The sequence below is a fragment of the Pseudomonas reidholzensis genome (assembly GCF_900536025.1).
In the GTDB taxonomy this organism is placed as follows: domain Bacteria; phylum Pseudomonadota; class Gammaproteobacteria; order Pseudomonadales; family Pseudomonadaceae; genus Aquipseudomonas; species Aquipseudomonas reidholzensis.
The window spans coordinates 26467-46614 of the sequence record NZ_UNOZ01000017.1 but is presented as its reverse complement, the minus strand read 5'-3'; the positions used below and the strand labels follow the sequence as shown (position 1 = coordinate 46614).

At 64.9% G+C, this 20148-nt stretch carries 19 protein-coding genes; 8 read left to right on the top strand and 11 right to left on the bottom strand.

Going from position 1 to position 20148, the window contains the following annotated elements:
- Nucleotides 1-13: 13 nt before the first annotated feature.
- From CCOS865_RS12515 to CCOS865_RS12505, 3 genes are all read left to right on the top strand, one after another.
- Complete coding sequence (locus tag CCOS865_RS12515; RefSeq protein ID WP_119141201.1) at nucleotides 14-1546, top strand: acyl-CoA synthetase; 1533 nt, start codon at nucleotides 14-16, stop codon at nucleotides 1544-1546.
- A 124-nt stretch (nucleotides 1547-1670) separates the two neighbouring features.
- On the top strand, nucleotides 1671-1961 hold the full coding sequence (locus CCOS865_RS12510; protein WP_119141199.1) for a DUF1330 domain-containing protein: 291 nt from the start codon (nucleotides 1671-1673) through the stop codon (nucleotides 1959-1961).
- Nucleotides 1962-2028: 67 nt separating this feature from the next.
- A complete protein-coding gene (locus tag CCOS865_RS12505; protein WP_119141198.1) occupies nucleotides 2029-3015 on the top strand; it encodes a D-2-hydroxyacid dehydrogenase family protein in 987 nt (328 codons plus the stop codon).
- A 171-nt stretch (nucleotides 3016-3186) separates the two neighbouring features.
- Here the strand turns inward: CCOS865_RS12505 and CCOS865_RS12500 are convergent, their stop codons facing one another.
- The 3 genes from CCOS865_RS12500 to CCOS865_RS12490 all read right to left on the bottom strand — a co-directional run bounded on the left by CCOS865_RS12500 (nucleotide 3187) and on the right by CCOS865_RS12490 (nucleotide 7794).
- Complete coding sequence (locus tag CCOS865_RS12500) at nucleotides 3187-5637, bottom strand: TonB-dependent siderophore receptor (protein ID WP_119141196.1); 2451 nt, start codon at nucleotides 5635-5637, stop codon at nucleotides 3187-3189.
- Between the two features lie 688 nt (nucleotides 5638-6325).
- A complete protein-coding gene (locus tag CCOS865_RS12495) occupies nucleotides 6326-7279 on the bottom strand; it encodes a FecR domain-containing protein (protein ID WP_341868377.1) in 954 nt (317 codons plus the stop codon).
- The gene (locus CCOS865_RS12490; protein WP_119141192.1) at nucleotides 7276-7794 is read right to left on the bottom strand and encodes a sigma-70 family RNA polymerase sigma factor; all 519 of its coding nucleotides are present in this window, start codon (nucleotides 7792-7794) and stop codon (nucleotides 7276-7278) included. The genes CCOS865_RS12495 and CCOS865_RS12490 overlap by 4 nt, the downstream gene beginning before the upstream one ends.
- A gap of 298 nt (nucleotides 7795-8092) precedes the next feature.
- Between CCOS865_RS12490 and CCOS865_RS28205 the strand changes: the two genes are divergently transcribed.
- Nucleotides 8093-8233, top strand: coding sequence for a hypothetical protein (locus CCOS865_RS28205; RefSeq protein WP_167469056.1), 141 nt, complete (start codon nucleotides 8093-8095; stop codon nucleotides 8231-8233).
- 42 nt (nucleotides 8234-8275) lie between these two features.
- Here the strand turns inward: CCOS865_RS28205 and CCOS865_RS12485 are convergent, their stop codons facing one another.
- The 5 genes from CCOS865_RS12485 to CCOS865_RS12465 all read right to left on the bottom strand — a co-directional run bounded on the left by CCOS865_RS12485 (nucleotide 8276) and on the right by CCOS865_RS12465 (nucleotide 11544).
- Complete coding sequence (locus CCOS865_RS12485) at nucleotides 8276-8953, bottom strand: response regulator transcription factor (RefSeq protein ID WP_119141190.1); 678 nt, start codon at nucleotides 8951-8953, stop codon at nucleotides 8276-8278.
- A gap of 220 nt (nucleotides 8954-9173) precedes the next feature.
- The gene (locus CCOS865_RS12480; RefSeq protein ID WP_119141188.1) at nucleotides 9174-9641 is read right to left on the bottom strand and encodes a DoxX family protein; all 468 of its coding nucleotides are present in this window, start codon (nucleotides 9639-9641) and stop codon (nucleotides 9174-9176) included.
- Nucleotides 9642-9651: 10 nt separating this feature from the next.
- Nucleotides 9652-10407, bottom strand: coding sequence for an HvfC/BufC N-terminal domain-containing protein (locus tag CCOS865_RS12475; RefSeq protein ID WP_119141186.1), 756 nt, complete (start codon nucleotides 10405-10407; stop codon nucleotides 9652-9654).
- Nucleotides 10404-11237, bottom strand: a complete 834-nt coding sequence (gene bufB / locus CCOS865_RS12470) for an MNIO family bufferin maturase (RefSeq protein WP_119141184.1) — start codon at nucleotides 11235-11237, stop codon at nucleotides 10404-10406. Before bufB ends, CCOS865_RS12475 begins: the two co-directional genes overlap by 4 nt.
- A gap of 16 nt (nucleotides 11238-11253) precedes the next feature.
- Nucleotides 11254-11544: a BufA1 family periplasmic bufferin-type metallophore gene (locus CCOS865_RS12465; RefSeq protein WP_119141182.1), complete on the bottom strand. Its 291-nt coding sequence runs from the start codon at nucleotides 11542-11544 to the stop codon at nucleotides 11254-11256.
- Between the two features lie 210 nt (nucleotides 11545-11754).
- Between CCOS865_RS12465 and CCOS865_RS12460 the strand changes: the two genes are divergently transcribed.
- Complete coding sequence (locus CCOS865_RS12460) at nucleotides 11755-12342, top strand: sigma-70 family RNA polymerase sigma factor (protein ID WP_119141180.1); 588 nt, start codon at nucleotides 11755-11757, stop codon at nucleotides 12340-12342.
- Nucleotides 12329-12970, top strand: coding sequence for a DUF1109 domain-containing protein (locus CCOS865_RS12455; RefSeq protein ID WP_119141178.1), 642 nt, complete (start codon nucleotides 12329-12331; stop codon nucleotides 12968-12970). Before CCOS865_RS12460 ends, CCOS865_RS12455 begins: the two co-directional genes overlap by 14 nt.
- A 4-nt stretch (nucleotides 12971-12974) precedes the next feature.
- Here the strand turns inward: CCOS865_RS12455 and CCOS865_RS12450 are convergent, their stop codons facing one another.
- Both CCOS865_RS12450 and CCOS865_RS12445 read right to left on the bottom strand, forming a co-directional pair.
- Nucleotides 12975-13907: a sensor domain-containing diguanylate cyclase gene (locus tag CCOS865_RS12450; RefSeq protein WP_119141176.1), complete on the bottom strand. Its 933-nt coding sequence runs from the start codon at nucleotides 13905-13907 to the stop codon at nucleotides 12975-12977.
- A 209-nt stretch (nucleotides 13908-14116) separates the two neighbouring features.
- The gene (locus tag CCOS865_RS12445) at nucleotides 14117-14452 is read right to left on the bottom strand and encodes a hypothetical protein (RefSeq protein WP_119141174.1); all 336 of its coding nucleotides are present in this window, start codon (nucleotides 14450-14452) and stop codon (nucleotides 14117-14119) included.
- A gap of 208 nt (nucleotides 14453-14660) precedes the next feature.
- Here CCOS865_RS12445 and CCOS865_RS12440 point away from each other — a divergent pair, with 208 nt between their 5' ends.
- Nucleotides 14661-17474, top strand: a complete 2814-nt coding sequence (locus CCOS865_RS12440) for a non-ribosomal peptide synthetase (protein WP_119141172.1) — start codon at nucleotides 14661-14663, stop codon at nucleotides 17472-17474.
- 170 nt (nucleotides 17475-17644) lie between these two features.
- Nucleotides 17645-19018 carry an MFS transporter gene (locus CCOS865_RS12435; RefSeq protein WP_244216104.1) on the top strand — a complete coding sequence of 458 codons (1374 nt, stop codon included), beginning with the start codon at nucleotides 17645-17647 and terminating at the stop codon, nucleotides 19016-19018.
- 153 nt (nucleotides 19019-19171) lie between these two features.
- On the opposite strand, the gene CCOS865_RS12430 is transcribed toward CCOS865_RS12435, so the two are convergent.
- Nucleotides 19172-19996 (bottom strand): sugar phosphate isomerase/epimerase family protein, encoded by an 825-nt coding sequence (locus CCOS865_RS12430; protein ID WP_119141170.1) that lies wholly within the window; start codon nucleotides 19994-19996, stop codon nucleotides 19172-19174.
- Between the last annotated feature and the right edge of the window lie 152 nt (nucleotides 19997-20148).

Sequence of the window (20148 nt, the reverse complement as noted above, 5' to 3'; positions counted from 1 at the left end):
AAGAGGACAAGCCATGCACCCCCTGATACACGCCAGCACCTGCCCCGACACACCGGCCTGCATCCTGGCCGACAGCAACGCCGTGATGACCTATGCAGAGCTCGACGCCCGCGCCAACCAAGGCGCCCACCTGTTCCGCACGCTGGGCCTGGCACGCGGTGATACCCTCGCCGTGGTACTGGGCAATGACTTCGACATCTTCATCGTTGCCTGGGCTGCCCAGCGCTGCGGCCTGTACCTGACTGCCGTCTCGACCAAGACCTCGGCAGCCGATCTTGCCTACGTGCTGGACAACTCCGGGGCCAAGGTACTGATCGCCGGCGCGGCGTACTCCGAGGTGGCCGAGCAGGCCAGTGCCGAGCTCGGCTCGACAACGCTTCGAGTGTTCAGCCACGCACCCGGCCGCACTCCGTTCGCTGAAGCTTGCTCAGACCTGCCGACCACCCTGATCAGCGACCCCAGCGCGGGGATCGACATGCTCTATTCCTCCGGCATGACCGGCCGCCCCAAGGGCGTCAAACCGCAGCTGCCTACCGGCCCGATCGAGGCGATGACGCCCTTGATGAACATGGGCCAGACCCTCTACGGCATGGGCAGCGACAGCCAGTACTTGTCCACCTCGCCGCTGTACCACGCCGCGCCGCTGCGCTGGGCGATGGTCATCCAGCGCTTTGGCGGCACCGTGGTGATCATGAACCGCTTTGACGCAGAGCAATCGCTGGCGCTGATCGAGCAGCACCGCATCAGCCACGCGACCTTTGTGCCGACTCACTTCGTGCGCATGCTCAAACTGGCCGACGAGGTACGCTCGCGCTACGACTTCGCCTCGTTGCGCGCCGTGGTGCATGCCGCCGCGCCGTGCCCGATCCCGGTCAAGCAGGCGATGATCGCCTGGTGGGGGCCGATCGTGCATGAGTACTATTCGGGCACTGAAACCTGCGGCATCACCGCACTCGACGCCAACGAATGGCTGCGCAAACCGGGTTCGGTCGGCCGTGCGGTGCTCGGCAAGGTGAAAATCCTCGGGCCGGACGGCGAGGAAGTGCCGTCCGGCACCCAGGGTGATGTGTACTTCGCCGACGGGCCGAAGTTCGAATACCACAACGACCCGGAAAAAACCCGCAGCGCCCACAATGACCGTGGTTGGGCGACCCTCAACGACATCGGCTGGGTGGATGAAGAGGGCTACCTGTACCTGACCGACCGCAAGAGCTTCATGATCATTTCCGGTGGGGTGAACATCTACCCGCAGGAAATCGAAAACCTGCTGATCACCCACCCGGACATTGAAGATGCCGCGGTGATCGGCGCGCCGGATGAAGAGATGGGCGAGCGGGTGGTGGCGATTGTCCAGCCTCGGCGTGGCGTGGTCGGCGATACCGCGTTCGGCGAGCGCTTGCGCGGCTTCGTCCGCGCGCAGTTGGGTGGGGTGAAATGCCCGCAGCAGTTCGACTTTCGGGCTGAGCTGCCGCGTGAGCCTACCGGCAAGCTGATGAAGCGTTTGTTGAAAGCGGAGTACGAAGCCGCCTGTGCAGGGCAACCCTAGATGGCGTAGTTTTTCTATTCGGTAGTGGCAGAACAGATGATTTGCGAGGCGCTGGGCAGGGGAGGATAATCACGCCTCGCGGCGCAGCGCCTGCGAGACTCTCAGACCGCAATGGAGAAATCGGGTGAAGGGCTATTGGATCATTTTGAGCTCCGACGTCGTCGACGCTGAAGCACTGCAGGAATACGGCCGCCTCTGGGCGCCCATCGGCGAGCGCTACAGCGCCAAACTCAAGGTGCTGGAGCCGGGTGCCTTGCTGGAGCTGCACACTACCACTCGCGTGCTGGCCGTCGAGTTTGCCAGCTACGCGCAGGCCAAGGCCTGCTACAACGACCCGGCCTACACCGAAGCGAAGCACTTCGCCCTGCGCGCTTCACGCCGTGAGCTGATCATCATCGAAGGCAACCTGGCCTAGCGATTGTTCCGGAGGGTGGTATAACCGTGCCTCCGGATCTTTCACGGCATCGCCAGGGGCCAAGCACATGCGCATTGTCATTCCCGACGACTATCAGGACGTGATCCGCACCCTCGACTGCTACCGCCGACTGGCCGGGCACGAGGTCAGCGTCCTCCATCAGGTGCAACCGGCCACGCTGGATGAGCTGGCAACGCGCTTCGCCGAAGCCGACGCACTGGTCCTCACCCGCGAACGCACGCGCATCGACGCCGCGTTGCTCGACCGCCTGCCGAACCTCAAGCTGATCAGCCAGACCGGCAAGGTTTCCAGCCACCTGGACCTCGACGCCTGTACCGCACGCGGCATCGTCGTGACCGAAGGCCGTGGCTCGCCCGTGGCGCCCGCCGAACTGGCCTGGACGCTCATCCTCACTGCCCGCCGGCAACTGGTGCCAGCCATCGAAGCCTTCCAGCAAGGCCAGTGGCAGGTCAACCTCGGCCAGGCCGTGGCCGGTCAGACGCTTGGCATCTGGGGCTACGGCAAGATCGGCCAGCGCCTGGCGCGCTATGCCCAGGCGTTCGACATGCCGGTGCTGGTCTGGGGCAGCGACAGCAGCCGCGCCGCTGCCGCAGCCGATGGCCACCGCGCCGCCGTTTCGCGCGAAGCGTTTTTCGCTGAAGCGGACATCGTCAGCCTTAATCTGCGGCTGTCCGAACAGACCCGGCATGGGGTTGGCTTCGATGATTTGTCCAGGATGAAACCCGATAGCCTGCTGGTGAACGTCAGCCGCGCCGAGCTGATCGCACCGGGTGCGTTGCTCCAGGCGCTCGACGCAGGGCGGCCGGGCTATGCCGCGGTGGATGTCTACGAGCAGGAGCCGGTGCTCGACCGCGCCGACCCCTTGCTGCATCACCCGCGCGTGCTGTGTACCCCGCACCTGGGGTACGTGGAGAGGAATGGCTACGAGTTGTACTTTGGCGATGCGTTCGACAATGTGCTGGCGTTTTTTGCGGGAGAGCCGAAGAACGTGGCCAACCCGGATGCGTTGCCAGTGGCAGGCTATCCAGTCTGAGGTATAGGCGTATTGGGGCCGCTTTGCGGCCCTTTCGCGACACAAGGCCGCTCCCACAGTGTCCGCGCATGTCCTGGGAATATGGGCATAACGCGGTCGGTGTGGGAGCGGCCTTGTGTCGCGAAAGGGTCGCGCAGCGGCCCCGGCATTCTCAAGTGAACAGCATCACCATCAGAACTCCCACTTGCTGGTCAGCATCACATTACGTGGCTCGCCATAATACGTGGTGTCAAAGTTGCCCAGCCCGCTCAGGTAGCGTTTGTCGGTCACGTTGTTGGCGTTGACGGTAAAGCTCAGGTGCTGGTTGTACTGGTAGCGGGTCATCAAATCGAACTGGCTGTAGCCGCCTTGCTTGATACGCGTGTAGTCGCCGGCGGGGGCGCTGTAGATCTGCCCGTAGAAGCTGCTCTGGTAGCTCATGCCGCCGCCCACGGTGACTTGGTCGAGCGCGCCCGGCAGGCGGTAGCTGGTGAACAGCCGCACCACGTGTTCCGGCTTGGTGGTGCTCAACGGGTAGCCATAGATACGCTGTTGCTCCTTGTCGCGGGTGCGTGCGTAGGTATAGCCCGCCGAGAGGTTCCAGCCGGGCGTCAGCTCACCCGCCAGTTCCAGCTCGATACCTTGAGTGGTCGCGCCATCGATGGCTTTATAGATGCCCTCGTTGGTCTGCGGGTTGGTGCCGATCGACTGGGCGACGTTGTCTTGCTCGATGCGGAACAACGCCAGGCTGGCGTTGAGCTTGCCGTCCAGGTAGGCCGCCTTGAGGCCGGTCTCGTAACTGTCGCCTTCCACCGGCTCGAGGGTGGCGCCGTTGCTGTCCTTGTAGATCTGCGGCTGATAGATCGCGGTGTAGCTGGCGTACACCGAGTACACCTCGTCGAGGTCGTAGACCACACCCGCATAGGGCGTGACCACGCCGTGTTGCTGATAACTGGCGTGGGTGTCGTTGGCGCCATCGCCGGCAGAGTAGCGGTAGTCTTCGTTGTACTTGAAGGTGCTGAGACGGCTGCCGAGGATCACCGACAGGTCATCGGTGGGGCGCAGGCGGGTGGCCAGGTAGACGCCGTTCTGGCTTTGCGTGCGCTCGTACTTGCCGTTTTTCGGGAACTGCTGCTCGGCGAGCTCGCCATCCCAGTCGAAGATGCTCCCCGGGACCAGGCTGAACGCGCTGGTGTCGAACGTGGCGCCGGTCTGGCGCGAGTGCGAGGCCATCACGCCGGCCACCAGTTCGTGCTGCCGGCCGCCCAGGCTGAAGGGCCCGGTGACGTTGATGTCGGCGGTGTTCTGCACCCGATGACCTTCCCAGCGCCCCCAGTACAGGAACATCCCTTCGCCGGTGACAGGGTCCGGATTGCCGCCGCTGGCCGAGGCCAGGCGGGTGTCGTGGTCGGTGGTCTTCTGGTCGAGGCTGAACTTGAGCTTCCAGTCGTTGGCCAGGCCTTGCTCGAGGCTGGCGAAGTAGGTGGTGGAGTCGAAGTCGCGGCGGCTCCAGTCGGCACCCGGGTTGAAGCTGCGCGAGAAGTCGGTGCGGCTGCCGTCGGCGAAGTACACCGGGTTGCCGGTCCAGCTCGAGCCGCGTGGGGTCACGCTCTGCTTGTCGAGGCCGAAGGTGAGCAGGGTGTCTGGTGTGACATCGGCTTCGAGGATGCCGTAGAACACGTCCTTTTTCTGCTGGTAATGATCCTGGTACGACTTGCGGTCCTGATACGCGCCGACCACCCGGCCGCGCACGCTGCCACTGTCGTTGAGCGGGCCGGAGAGGTCGGCCTCGGTGCGGTAGTCGTCCCACGAGCCGGCACTGGCGCTGATCGAGCCCTTGAAGGTGGCGGTGGGCTTCTTGCGCACCAGGTTGACGGTGGCCGACGGGTCGCCCGAGCCGGTCATCAGGCCGGTGGCGCCCTTGATCACTTCGACGCGGTCGTAGGTGGCCATGTCGACATGGGTGGTGCCCTCGTCGTAGACGCCGTCGTAGATGCTGTTGACGCCGTCATACTGGTAGTTGGTGATGGCGAAGCCGCGCGCGGAGTACTCCATGCGCTCGCTGTCGTAGGCCTGCTGGGTGATCCCGGGGGTGTTGCGCAGCACGTCGCCGATGTCCTGCGAGCCTTGGTCGTCCATTTGCTGGCGGGTGACCACGGTGACCGACTGTGGGGTTTCGCGCAGGGTCAGCGGCAGCTTGGTGGCCGAGGCGGTGATGCCGGTGGTGTAGGAGCCGGTGGCCTCGGTGGTCTGGCCCAGGCCGAGGGCATCGACGTTGGTGGCACCGAGCTCGAGCGCGTTGCCGTCCTTGCCTGCACCGATCAGCACGTAGGCGCCGTTGGCCTGGCGCGCGGCTTGCAATCCGCTGCCGGCGAGCAAGGTGGCGAAGCCGCTGTCGACGGTGTACTGGCCGACCAGGCCGGGCGAGTTCAGGCCCTTGACTCGGGCGGCATCGAACGACAGGGCGAGGCCGGAGACGCTGGCGAATCGGCTCAGGGTTTCGGCCAGCGTGCCTGGGGCTACGTTGTAGGCGCGGGTCTGGCCGATGCGGGTCTCAGCGGCGAGGGTGGTCGTCGACCATGAGATACCGGCTACTGAGGCCAGTGGGATAAGGATTGCCAGAACGGCGTGCGGTCGGTGCATGGGGGTTGTGGTTCCCTGTCCAAGAATCGGCGATTTGAATCGAATGTGTTGGAGGGCCGAACGGGGGGTGGGAAAAGTGCAATGGTTTGGGATATTTTTTGGTTTTCGGGATTGTTGGGGGGCGCGTTTCGATTATCGAGCATATCCGTTTGATGTGGGGCGGCCACTGACGCCTTCCGCCCTTACGGCGGGTCACTTTTTTTCTTGGAAAAAAGTAACCAAAAACCGCTTGCTCCTGCATGCGGCCCTTCGCTGCGCTACGGGTTCCCTCACTCCGGTCTTGCTCCCGTGAGGACCGCGCCGGACGGGCCTTCCTGGCCCGCGGCGCTTGCCGGCCATCCATGGCCGTCACCTCACTTCGCAAGACCTCCGTTCGGCCTCCTGAAGTCGCAGTAAATCAAGATCACAAGCCAGATCAAGGGCCAGATCAAGTACCAAGGCAACGGCTGGCGAATCGCTGCGCTCTCGCTGGTTTATAAGAGCAGTACAGCGCGTCAGCGCCAGAATTTGCATTGGCAGTTCCGGCCCTATCGCGGGCAAGCCCGCTCCTACAGGTGGGCGCGGTCCTTGTAGGAGCGGGCTTGCCCGCGATGATCAGATACCCACCACAAATGTCACTATCGAAGATAACGCCAGCCCAGGCGCCACTTCTAACTTGGCGACCTCAGGAGGGCGATTCGCACGAGGGTCAAGCCTTGGCTTCTACGGTCACCCAGTAGCGGGTGCGGCGAACGATTTTTACCGGGAAGGAGCTCTGCAGCGCCGCCAAGGCGAGGTCGGTGTCGGTGATCGGGAAGGTACCGGAGACTTTCAAGGCCGCAACTTCAGGTGCGCAGCGCAAGAAGCCGGGGCGATAACGCGACAGCGCGTCGATCAGCTGGCCCAGTGGCTGGTCGATGGCGATCAGGCTGCCGTCCTGCCAGGACCCCACCGACGCATCGTTGTTACGCACCGGGCCGATCCCCGAGGGGCCGAACGCGGCACGTTCACCGGCTTCCAGGCGCAGCCCGGGGCTGGCGCCGACGCTGAGCTGCACGGCTTTTTCCAGCACCGCCACCTCGCTGCCGTGCTCGTCGGTAGAAACACTGAAGCGCGTACCCAGCGCCAACACGCGGCCATCGCGGGTATCGATCATGAACGGCCTGCCGGCGGCGTCTGGCGCGGTGGAGATCAGTGCCCGACCGCGGCGCAACAGCAGCAGGCGCTGCTGGCCGTCGAAGTGCGTATCGACCTCGCTGTCGGTGTCCAGCAGCAGCTGGCTGCCATCCGCCAGGCTGATCTCGCGGCGTTCGCCGACTCCGCTGCGGTAGTCGGCGGTCCACAGCCTTGGCCCGTCGCTGCGCCAGGCGATCGCGCCGAGCGTGGCGCCGCCGAACAGCGTCGCCATGCCCAGCAGCACGTGCCGGCGTGCCGTGCCCGCGCCGAGCAGGGTGGCGGACGCCAGCCTGGCGGGCAGGCCATCGATGTGCTGGGTGACCGCCTGCATGCGCTGCCAGACCTCTTGGTTCAGCGCGCTGGCCTGGTACCAGCACTGCCAGCGTGCGTGGTCTGCGGCCGTGGCACTGCCGGACGACAAGCAGGCGAACCAGCGCGCGGCTTCGCGCACAGCGTCTTTCTGGGCGAGGGTAGGCGGCTGGCTCACAGGCTTTGCTGCCATTGCAGCAGGCAGCAATGCTCCATGGCCTTGGCCATGTCGTTGTTCACGGTGCGCAGGGAGACGCCCAACTGCTGGGCGATCTGCGCATAGGTGCAGCCATCGAGCTGCGACAGGATGAACACCTGGCGAACCCGCGCGCCGAGGCCGGCGAGCATCTGGTCGACCTCGACCAGCGCTTCGAACAGGATCGCCTGGGTCTCGACGTCCGGCACTTCGTTGCACGGCAGATGGCTCAGGGTGTCGAGGTAGGCCTGTTCGAGCGAGCGCCGCCGGAACAGGTCGATCATCAGCCCTTTGGCGACCGTCGAGAGAAATTGCCGCGGCTCGCGAATCTCCGGTGCATTCCGCGCCTTGAGCACTTTGACGAACGTATCCTGCACCAGGTCGGCCGCGTCGCACGGGCTGTCGACACGTCGCCGCAGCCAGCCGCGAAGCCAGGTGTTGTGCTCGAGGTAGAGTTTGTTGACGGCGCCGTGAAGGGCGGAGGAGTCAGCCGACATGGCCTGAGTCTCAAATGGTAATTGATCGCATTATTATTGATGTTCGGGCCAAGCCGCAAGCGTGTTGTAGCCACTCATCCAAAGCGCCTCGCTGCGAGCGAAACCTCAGTGTTGGCACGAAACTTTCATTGCATCCCCGGACTCTGTCGTTATGGGGTGACGTTCACCTTTCAGTCCCGACCAACAAAAACAAGCGGGGTGCTGTATGAGTTGTCTGATCTGTGCAGGCCACGCCGACTCCATCGAGTGCGCTCAAGGGTGGGAACAGCGTGAGTGTGCTGACTGTGGATGTTACCGGATGTCACAAACGCTCATCCTGACCATGATGGAGGAAGGGCAGATTTTCGATGCGCGCAAGATGCGCCTCTGGCTCGAGATGCGCCGCGGTGTGATGCCGATCCCAAATATCGACCTTGAGGAAGCCATTCTGGTGCAGTAGTGGTGCTGCAGCGGGGCTTACCGCGCACCTGACGCGCGCAGCCTACAGCGCCTGCTTGCACAGCTTGTAGCCGACGCCATGGACGGTATGGATCAGCGGGCAATCGAAGTGCTTGTCGACGATCACCCGCAACAGGTGAATGTTGGTGCGCAGGTTCTCGGTCCGCGGGCTGTCCTTGCCCCACAGGTATGCCTCCAGCTCTGCCCGCCGGACGATGTTCGGGCTGTTGCGCATGAGCAGTTCGAGCAGTTTGCGCGTCGTCGGTTTCAGCTTCAGCGCTTTGTCGGCCCTGGACACCTCAAGCGTGTCCAGGTCGAAGCGCAGGTCGGCCACCACCAGCAGATGGCTGGTTTTCGGCTGCCGCCGCGCCGCCACGGCCTGGACCCTGGCCAGCACCTCGGACATGGCGAACGGCTTGACGATGTAGTCGTCGGCACCGGCCTTGAAGCCGGTCAGGCGGTCGTCCAGCTCGTCCCGCGCACTGAGCATGACGATCGCCACGTCCGACTTCGAATGCTCGCGCAGGCTACGGCAGATCTGGTTGCCGTCGATGCCCGGCAGCATGACGTCGAGGATGATCGCGTCATAGCGGTTCGACGCCGCCAGGTGCAAGCCGGTGAGGCCGTCGAGGGCGCCGTCGACGTCGTGCCCTCTGAGTTCGAGAAACTCCATCAGGTTGTCATGAATGTCACGGTGGTCCTCGACAACTAATATCTTCATTTGACGGCTCGTCGTGTTTCGGTGGTCTGCAGCACGGTGTCTCCAGGAACACGGGGTAGGCGCGGGGGGAGCCCAGTCGACACTCCGCCTCCCAGGTGGCTGCACCTTAGGTGGCGGGGTGTTGGAGGAGGGTGAAGCAAATGTGAAAAAAGCCTTGCTATGCAGCGTTTCGACGCCCGTTCTCCACTGCCAACGATTGCCGCGCCGGGGCTGCCACGGCCTAGCGCAGCCCCAGCAGCCGGTCCAGGGACAACGCCCCCGCGCCGCGGCTGACCAGCAGCAGGAGCAGGCCGGCCCAGCACAGGTGGGTGGGCCAGGCATCGGGATAGACGAACACCTCGATCACTGTGGTCATGGCCAGCAGGGCCAGCGCGGAGAGCCGGGTGCACAGGCCCAGCACCAGCAACAGCGGGAACAGATGCTCGGCGTAGGTCGCCAGGTGGGCCGCCAGCCAGGGCGAGACCAGCGGCAGGGCATAGTCGGTCTGGAACAGCTCATAGGTGCTGGGGGTGATGCTCAGCCAACCTTCGACCTTGGTCCGGCCGGAAAGGAAAAACACCGAGGCGATGCCCCAGCGTGCGATCAGGCACAACAGGTTATCGCTGAGCAGCCGTTGCAGGTGCTCGGCAGACTGGTTCCAGTGCTGGCGCAGGCCGTGAGGCAGGGTGCTGGAGAGGTGGGTGTGCATGGCGGTTCCTTCACTTGAACGAGAGCGGACGAAAGACCTGGGCCTGCAGCAACCGACCGAGCAGGTCGGTGAAGTCCAGGTCGGGTTGGCACTGCTCGGCAAGCAGCGAGGCGGTTTCCAGTGAATGGCCGGCCGCGCAGGCATCGAGAAAGGCGCAGCCGCCTCGCTCCAGCGATTGGTCGCTCACACCCTGGTCATCGCCGCACAGCAACACGCCTTCACCGACCCAGGGTTGCCCGGCAGGCAGGGCCAAGCCGTCGCGGCTAGCGCGCCAGAGGCTGTAGAGCGGGTGCTCGGCGCACCAGTGCCAGCGCACGCTGCTGCGTGGGGTAAGGTGACTGCGGGCCAGGTCGGCGGCGGTCATCCCGGCCAGGTCGGCCAGCGCCAGGCGCGGATCGTCGGCGGCGCTGAAGGCTGCGCACCAGGCCCAGTCGACCCGCGCAACATCCGCCAGGTATGGCAGCTGGTGATGCCCTTGCAGGTCGTCGAGAAACGCCGCAAAGGTCTCGCCGTAGCAGATCAGCCGCACGTCGCTGGGGGGCGACTGCTGCGCATAATGGCGCGCTGCGCTGTGCATCCATTCAGGCCCCACCAGGGTTTGCACACTGGGGAAGTTGGCGCACAGCGCATCGACACAGCCCGCCAGTACCGTGTTGCGGTACACCGCGAATGCCGGCTGTTCAGTCAGCCCCGCCAATGGCGGCCCGCCGCGCCGCTGCAGCGCGTCGACAAACGCCTGCTGAAACTGGCCGAGGGTGAGGTTCATGACAAGCCTCCAGCACGATCGAGCAGCCCTTGGGCCAGGTCGCGTTCAGCCAGCAGCTCGCTGAACGCAGGCAGGTTACCGTCGCGTTCGATCAAGGTCGGGCGAGGGCCTATGCGCTGGATCAACGCCCGGTACAGCGCCCAGACCGGCTCGGCGACGGTCGCGTCATGCGAGTCGATCAGCAGTGCGCCCTGGGCGTCATCGCTGTACCCGGCCAGGTGCACTTCGGTGACGGCCTGTACCGGGAAGCAGCCGAGGTAATCGGCCGCGCTGTAACCGAGGTTGTGGGCACTGACATGGACATTGTTGACGTCCAGCAGCAGGCCGCAGCCTGTACGCCGCACCAACTCGGCAAGAAAGCCGGTTTCGTCCCAGTCGTGCCCCTCAAGGCGCAGGTAGTGACTGGGGTTTTCGATGGAGATGCGGCGGCCCAAGGCATCCTGGGTGCGCTGGATATTGTCGCTGATGCGCGCCAGTGCCTCGGCGCTGCGCGGGAAGGGCAGCAAGTCGGGGAGGTATTGACCGCGCCAGGTCGACCACGCCAGGTGCTCCGACACCAGCACCGGCTGCACCGCGTCGATCAACCTGCGCAAGCGCTGCAGGTGCAGCGCATCCGGTTCGGCGTCGGCCGCCAGTGACAGCGCAACGCCATGCAGTGACAGCGGATGCTGCTCGGCGATGCGCCGGAGCCAAGCCAGCCGCGGGCCACCGCACAGGTAGTTTTCCGCATGCACTTCAAACCACAGACCCTGCGCGCAGCACGCCAAGGCCTGGGCATAGTGTTCGGCCTTGAGCGAGAGCCCGGCGCCGATTGGCGTAACTGCGTTCATGGTCGCTCGCCTGTGCTCAGGATTTCATCGGGGTCAGCGAACCCATGCCATGCGGGGTCTTGATCGACGTGCAGGTGCCAGCAGGGACGTTTTTCCAGTGCATGGCGTCGTAGTCTTTCTTCGCGCTGCCTGCGCAACTGGTGCCGGCGCCGGCCTTGCAGTCATTCTTGCCGGCCATGGCGACGCCGTAGCACTTCTCCATGGCTGCGCCATTGCTGGGTTGAGCGGTGCTGTCACCGGCGGCCATGGCGACGCCTGCCAGTGAAGCGAGGGCGAGGGCGGCGGTGGCGAGGGCGAGGGTTTTCATGGTGATGTCTCCAGAGGATGGGGCCGTGGCGAGTTACCGGCGGCTCACTGAGTAATTCGTGGGCTACCGCGATCGGGTTACAGCCGCCGCAAAATATTTTTGCGCCCGCCTGCGCAGCACCTACCTTATGAAGGGACGTGCGACGTTCGACCGGACGCGCGCGCGCCCATCGCGTGAATAAATCCACTGATGCTGTAACCCTGGCGGCCGATGCAACGAACTAACCCACATGACCTGCTGATGACCCGCGAGCTGGAGTTGCAGGCCCTGTTGCTGCGAGGGCTGGCCGGGGACGCCGTGGCCTATCGCGAGTTTCTCGCGGCGCTGGCGCTGCATGTGCGCGGTTTTCTCCGACGGCGTCTGGCCGCGCGACCGAGCGAGGTCGAAGACCTGCTGCAGGAGGTGCTGCTGGCGGTGCACAATGCCCGGCATACCTACCAGGCGCAGCAGCCACTGACCGCCTGGGTGCAGGCGATTGCCCGCTACAAGCTGGCTGACTACCTGCGTGGCTATGGCCGCCGCGAGGCACGGCATGCACCCCTGGAAGACGATGACGAGCTGCTCGCCTGCAGCGATGAAGCGCAGAGCGACGCCAGCCGGGACCTGCTCAAGCTGCTCGAATACTTGCCGCCACGCCAGCGCCTGCCCATCGTCCACGTCAAGCTCGAGGGCTTGTCGGTAGAGCAGGCCGCACGGATCACCGGGCTTTCCAGCTCGGCGGTAAAAGTGGGCATCCACCGCGGCTTGAGGGCCCTGGCCAAGCTGATCCAACGTAGGAACGACGATGAAGACCGATGACTTGATTGCCCTGCTGGCCACCGCCGAGGCGCCGATTGACCGGCATGCCCTGGTTCGGCGCCTGGCAGTGGCCGTGCTCGCAGGCCTGCTGGCAGCGCTGGTGCTGGTGGTGGCGATTTACGGCGTGCGCAGCGACCTCGCCGAGGTCGCGCGCACGCCGTTGTTCTGGGCCAAAGTGGCACTGCCGGCCAGCCTGGCGCTGCTCGGCCTGGGCTTGACCCAGCGGTTGGCCAGGCCGGGGATGAGGGGCGGTGCACTGTGGGGCTTGCTCGGCCTGCCGTTGCTGCTGGTCTGGCTGGGGGCGTCGATCAGCCTGCTCGGGTCGCCGGTCGAAGCCCGTGCCGAGCTGGTCTTCGGACGCACCTGGCGCACCTGCGCGCTGAACATCACGCTGCTCTCGCTGCCAGTCCTGCTGGGCATCTTCTGGGCCTTGCGCGGCCTGGCACCGACCCGTCTGCGCCAGGCCGGCGCTGCGGGAGGTTTGCTCGCCGGTGCCACCGCGACACTGGTGTACTGCCTGCACTGCCCGGAGATGGCGGTGCCGTTCTGGGGCGTGTGGTACCTGCTGGGGATGCTCCTGCCGACGCTGCTTGGGGCTGCCCTGGCGCCGCGCGTGTTGCGCTGGTGAAGCGCTAGCCCGTCAGTACGGGCGAGGCGTCACAAGGGTCTGACCAGAGGGGAGCTTGCGCGCTTTGCGCTTGCTGGCGTGCCAAGGCCCGGTGCTTCTTGCGCCGGTACATGTCGCCATCGGCATGGCTGAGCAGGGTATCGGCGTCTTTGCCGTCGGTGGGGTAACAGGCGACACCGATACTGCAGGAGGGCAGTTTGATCGGGCCGAAGTCAGCGTCCAGTGGCTCGGCCATGACCCGGGCGATCTGCTCGACCTTGGCCAAGACCGCGTCCTCGGAAGCGACATCGGTCAACAGCACGATGAATTCATCACCGCCCATCCGCGCCACGGTATCGGTTGCACCCACGCAGCGCTCCAGGCGCCGGGCAATCATGCACAGCACCTGGTCGCCCGCCGCATGGCCATGGCCATCATTGATGCCCTTGAAATCGTTGATATCCAGAAACAGCAACGCCAGCCGCTGCTGGTCACGCTCTGCTGCGTGCAGGGCCGACGCCAGCCGCTCATTGAACAGCGAGCGGTTGTTGAGCTTGGTCAGCGGGTCATGGTGGGCGAGGAAGCGCAGCTCGTCCTCGGCCTGGGTGAGGGCCGTGACGTTGCGTGCGACACCGATGCGGGCGCCGACTTCGTCAGACCAGAAGGCCGCCCAGAGGATATGCACGACGCCGCCGTCCTTGCGCACATAGCGGTTGCGAAAGTCGAAGTGGGGCGTGCCGTTCATTACCCGCACGATCGACGCCCGGGTCGCCTCGAGGTCGTCGGGGTGCATGTAGCGAGTGATCGGGGTGCCCGTCAGCTCGTCCGCACGGTAGCCCAGCAGCGCCTCACAGGCGGCGCTGACGAATACGATGGTATTGTCCGGGTCGACGACGAACACGGTGTCCAGCATCAAGTGGATCAGCTTCGGGTAGAGCGCTTGCAGGTCAACGGGCATACGACGTCCGGTACAGATAGCTCGATCGTGATCCTGGCGGAAATGGCGGCAGCGAATCGCCCGGCAGGCTTGCCCTCGGGGCGGTGAAGTCAGTTGGCGGTCGCCACGCCGCGACAGCATACACAGGATCGTACCCGCGCCACTACCTCGCCCGCCGGTCACTCATCGGCAAGCGCAGGCGCAACGCGGCGGGATATCTGGGCGCAGGCTTACTGGACGTTGTTCAGCTTGATCACATCACCGGAAATGGTGGTGGTGTAGCCACTCAGGACCCACGCCCAGAACCAGTTTTCCTGCACTTGGGTGTTGATCAGCGCGTCGCCGCCCTTGGCCTTGATGGCCGCGTTTTGCGCGCGCACGAAGCGGCTGTTCTGGCGGATCGGGATGATCCCGAACAGCATCAGGCCGGTGGCGCTGGCCTCGCTGTGGCCCAGCACGGTGTATTGGCTGCTGTCGTACTGGGTGGACTTGATCGGCGCGCCGGTGCACCCGGCGAGTACCAGGCCGAACACGCCGGCGACGACGACTTTACTGAGGTAATTCATTGAACAGCTCCATGGCAACAGACGGGATCCAATTCCCGCGGCTTGCCATTGACCCAGGGTCGTGGGTCGAGTTCCACGTCGGCCGGTGCTTTTTCGTCAGTGCCCACCGCCCGGCAGTGGCGTTGACGGCCAGTGTGCACTAGCGTTCAGCTAACTATCCCATTCGCCCGGCAGGGACCCGAGCAGCGATCTATTGCGGAGTCCCAGCATGCCCGACCTGCGCCCAAATCCGATGCTGCGCCTGGATTATCGTGCCGAGCAGTCGATATTTCACGGTTTCCTGCAACAGGCCAGGCGCACGCCCGAGGCCACGGCGATCATCGCTGCACACGCTACCTGCAGCTATCGCCAGCTGGAGCGGATCAGCCAGGGCATTGCGGCGTACCTGCTGGAACGCGGCGCCCGTGAAGGTGACCGGGTGGTGATTGTCGCCAGCCGCTGTGCCGGCCTGGTCTACGCGATGCTCGGCGCCTCGCGGGCGGGCCTGACCTTTACCGTCGCCGACGTCGCTTACCCCGCCGCGCGGGTCGAGCAGATCGTGCGCACCCTCGAGCCCGCCTTTGTCTTGCTCTGTGGCGACGCCGAGGTCGGCTTCGCGGCAGGCCCTGCATTACCGCAACGGGTCAGCGTGCCGGAAGCCCCGACTGAAGCGTTCGACCAGTTCGCCTGTGATCAGCAGACGCGGCTGCCCGAGGTCGACCCGACGCAGCCGGCCTACATCACCTTTACCTCGGGCAGCACCGGCGAACCCAAAGGCATCGTCACCCATCACGCGCCGCTGGTGCACTTCATCGAATGGCATGTGGGGCGACATGGCTTCACGGCCGATGACTGTTTTTCCCTGGTATCGGGGCTAGGCCATGACCCGGTGTACCGGGACGTGTTCACGCCGCTGTCGATCGGCGCGAAGATCATCTGCCCCGCCCAGGCGACCCTGATCGACCCGGCGGCCCTGGCGGCATGGATTGACCAGCATGGCGTGTCGGTGATGCACCTCACGCCGCCGCTGGGCCGGCTGATCGAAACCGGTGCCCGGCTCGAGGCGTTGACCTTCGAGCGCCTGCGCTATCTGTTCTGGGGCGGCGATGCGCTCAGCCCTGCGCTGTTCGCACAGATGCGGGTGATCGCCCCCAACGCCGTCAGCGTGAATTTCTACGGGACGACTGAAACCCCCCAGGCGATGGCCTTTCATCAAGTCGACCCGCACGCCGATCATCACCGTATTCCATTGGGCAAAGGCATCGACGGCGCACAACTGCTAGTCGTCAACGACGCCAATCGACTGGTCGCTGAAGGCGAGGTCGGCGAGATTCTGATTCGCAGCCCCTACCTGTCGCTGGGTTACTGGGGTGACACGGCGATGACCGGGGAGAAATTCGTGGTCAACCCGTTTACCGGGGCCGATGGCGATATCTGTTACCGCACCGGTGACCTTGGCAGCTACCTTGGCGACGGCAGCGTCAGCTTTCTGGGGCGTGCGGACAGCCAGGTGAAGATCCGCGGCCATCGTATCGAACTGGCTGAAATCGAGAATGCCATCGCCCGCCATCCGTTGATCAAGCAGTGTGTCGTGCAGGCCAATCACGACAGTTCGAGTGTGCGCCTGGTGGCGTATTGCGTGGCGCAACAGCCGGTGTCGGCCGCGCAATTACGCGAGGCGCTGACGGCGCAACTGCCCGACTACATGGTCCCGGCGGCATTCATGTTCATCGACGCGATGCCGCTGACACCCAATGGCAAGATCGACCGGCGCGCACTGCCTGCAGCCTTCGACAGCGCGGCTACCCGCGCGACCAGCACCCGCCAGGCGCTGTCACCGCAGGCCGCCCAACTGAGCGAGGCCTGGGCGCAGATCCTCCAGGTGCCGCACCTCGATGCCGAGCTGAACTTCGTCGAACTGGGCGGCGACTCGCTGTCGTTCGTCCAGGCCTCGCGCGTGCTCGAAGAGCGGCTCGGCCACCTGCCGCCGCGCTGGGAGCTGACCCCGGTGCGGCAACTGGCCGAGCTGGCCAGCCGACCCCAGGCCGCCAGGCCATTGCTGCGGACCATGGAGCTGCCGGTGTTCGTGCGGATGGTCTCGATCATCCTGATCGTCATCGGCCACCTGCACCTGTTTTCGACCTGGAGCATCGGTGGCGAGACGACGGTGCTGTTCCTGATTTCCGGCATCAGCCTGGCCAGGTTCCAGTTCAAGGCCATCGAAGAGCGCGGCGACGCCCGCATGCTGGCACGCTCGGTGGCCAGCATCGCGGTGCCGACGGTGCTCTACACCGTGCTGACCCAGGTGCTGTTCGACCGGGTGCACTGGCAATCGCTGTTGATGATTTCCAATTGGTACACCCCGCAGCAGGTCGGTCATTTTCATTACTGGTACATCGAAGTGCTGGTGCAGATGCTGTTGATCATCGGCCTGGTGCTGTCGGTCAAGCGCGTGCGCATGATCATCATGGCCAACCCGTTCCGTTGCCTGGTGGTGGCCTCCTGCGCGCTGTTGGCAACCGATATCCTGCTCAGCCTGTTCGTCTTCGACGCGGCCCCGTTGTTCAACCGGGTGCCGCAGCACTACCTGGCGATCATGGTGCTGGGCATGGCCGTGCATTTCGCCCAGTCGGCGGCGCAGAAGTGCGCCGCCAGCGTGGTGGCGATCCTGCTGATCGGCGTGCTGGACTTCCCCGCCCTGGCGCAGTACGGCTGGCAGGCGCTGGCGAGCATGAAGCACATCGATGTCGCCTTGCCGGCGGTGCTTGCGTTGATCTGGCTGCGCTCGGTGGTGGTGCCTGGCACGGTGGCGCGGGCAGGCGCGGTGATCGCGTCGTCGACCCTGTTCATCTACCTGACGCATTTCCAGTTCCAGTCCGTGGCCCGGCGCATCAGTGATGAGCCGGCCGTCGCGGTGCTGCTCGCCATCGTCGGTGGCGTGGTCGTCGGCTATTGCTGGAACACCCTGGCGCGGGTGGCCCTGCTGCGCTGGAACAAACGCAGGCAAAAGCGCCCGCAAGAAACGCTCGAGCGGGTCGCCTGATAGTCAGGGAAAGATTTCATCGTCTTGGGCTTGCCCTGCACCCGGCCGCTGTTAGAAGGTTGGACGGCGGCAGGTAGCCGCACACCTCAGGCAACCAGGACGCGTACGTGGCCCGCTCAGCAACCTTGCAAACCCCTACCGCCGATACCGTTCCCAGCGCCCGCCAGGCGATGGGGATCGCCTTGCTGGTGGCGGTCACCTTCTTCATGGAAAACCTCGACGCGACGGTGATCACCACGGCGTTACCGCAGATGGCCAAGGATTTCGGCGAGTCGGCCGTCAGCCTCAACGTCGGTATCAGTGCGTACCTGCTGGCGGTAGCGATCTTCATTCCGCTGAGCAGTTGGCTGGCGGATCGGCTGGGCGCACGCGGGGTGTTTGCCGCGGCGATCTGCCTGTTTACCGTGGCGTCGATCCTCTGTGGCGCCGCGTCGAGCCTTGAGTGGTTTGTCCTGGCGCGGGTGCTGCAGGGCATCGGCGGGGCCTTGATGGTGCCGGTGGGCAGGCTGGTGGTGCTGCGCATCACCGAGAAAAAGGACCTGGTGCGGATGTTGGCGATCATTACCTGGCCAGGCCTGGCGGCGCCGGTGCTGGGGCCGCCGATTGGCGGGTTTCTGGTGACCCATTTTTCCTGGCCGTGGATCTTCTACCTCAATGTGCCCTTGGGCATCGTGGCCGGCTGGGCGGCGTTGCGCTTGATACCGAGCACGCGAGCGGTCGAGTCCCGGCCTTTCGACGTGGTCGGCTTTGTGCTCCTGGCCGGTGCGTGCGCGGCGTTGTTCACTGGGCTGGAGTGGCTCGGCACGCCTGAGCCGGGCCAGCTGGCCAAGGGTGCCGGGCTGGTGGTGCTCGGGCTGGCGCTGACGTTTGCCTCGATTCGGCACTGCCAACGGCACCCGACGCCGTTGCTGCCGCTGGACGCGGCGGCCATCGCGACCTTCCGGGCGAGCATCTTTGGCGGCACGCTGTTTCGTGCGTCGATCAGTGCGCTGCCGTTTCTGCTGCCCTTGTTGCTGCAGGTGAGCTTTGGTCTGTCGGCGGTCGATGCGGGGTTGCTGGTGTTGGCGATCTTTGCCGGCAACCTGGCGATGAAGCCGTTCACCACGCCGTTGATGCGCCGCTTCGGCATGCGCCAGGTGCTGCTGGGCAATGGCCTGATCGGCGTGGTGGCGGTGTTGGGCTGCCTGACGTTCGAGGCCGATACGCCGTGGTGGTGGATGGCCCTGGTGTTGTTCATCAGTGGGCTGTCGCGCTCAATGCAGTTCACTTGCTACAACGCCCTTGGCTTTAGCGAAGTGCCCAAGGACCGCATGAGCCAGGCGTCGACGCTGTTCAGCATGTTTTTCCAGCTGGCGATGGCGTTGGGGGTAGCGGTCTCTGCGTTGCTGCTGCAGCTGTCGATGAAGGTTCAGGGGCATATGGGGGCGGTGCAGGTCAGTGATTTTCACTGGGCGTTCGTCGGTATTGCGCTGACTGGCGTGGTCGCGTTGGTCGATGCCCTGAAGCTGCCGGCGAATGCTGGCGAGCAGGTGTTGGCGCGCTAGAAGTGTGCTGGCAGCCCGGGCCTCTTCGCGGGTAAACCCGCTCCCACAGGGACCGCGCTGTTCTGGAGCTTTGCGCGGATACCTGTGGGAGCGGGTTTACCCGCGAAGAGGCCGGGGCTGCCAGTGCAAGTCTTACTGCGTCAGCAACATCGCTCAGCGGTTGTGCAAGACCTGGCGGGCCTTGTCGAGCGCCAGCTTGGCGCGGTCGTAGGCGCTGACGCCTTGCTCCAGCAACTGCCGGGTGGGGATCTCGAGGCTGAGCGGAATCTGCGCGGGCAGGGCGTTCAGCAGGCCGTGCAGGTCACAGTCGCCATCGCCGGGGAAGCGCCGTTCGTTGCGCGCCTGACGGAGGGTTTCCGCCATGTCGTCCGGGCGCGGGCCGGCCACGTCGCACAGCTGCGCATAGCGAAAGCGCTGCGGCGCCTCGGCCGTGGCCGCTGCCAGCTCGGCGAGCGAGGAGCCGGAGCGGTTGAAGTGAAAGGCGTCGATCAGCACGCTGGCATTGCGCCGCCCGGCCTGCTCGACGATGCGCAGCGCCTGGGTCAGGTCGCGTGCGTCGGTCCACGGCATGAACTCCAGGTGCGGGTAGATCCCGTAAGGGCCGGCCAGGTCACACAGGGCGGCGAAGTTATCGCTGAGCCGCGCCTCATCGGGGTCGTTACCGGCGACCAGTAGCTCGCTTGCGCCAAACTCGGCGCCGACCTCCAGAATCTGCCGAAACTCCATGACCTGGGTCTGCGGCTTGAGACGCAGGATCTCGATGTCCAGCACCTTGATCCCGGTGTCGCTGAGGCGCTGGCGCGTCTGCCGGCGCAGTTGCGCATCCGCCACCAGCGGGAAGTGGTGTTCTTCCGGCGTTGCCGGTTCGAGGCGCAAGCCGACGTGGCTGTACCCGGCACGCGCCGCGACGTCCACCATGTCGGGCGGCGAGAGTTCCAGTACGGTCAGGGCAGCCAGGGAAAATACTTGATCGCTCATGCTCGACGCTCGTTCTCCAATCAAAAAAAGGCGCGTCCTGGTTCCGACAACGGAGGCCGGGAGCGGCTGTCTTTTTAGTTAGAACTGAGTTCCAGTTTTAAATCAAGCGAAAAACAGACCCGTCGAATGAAACCGATTTTCCGGCCTTTTTA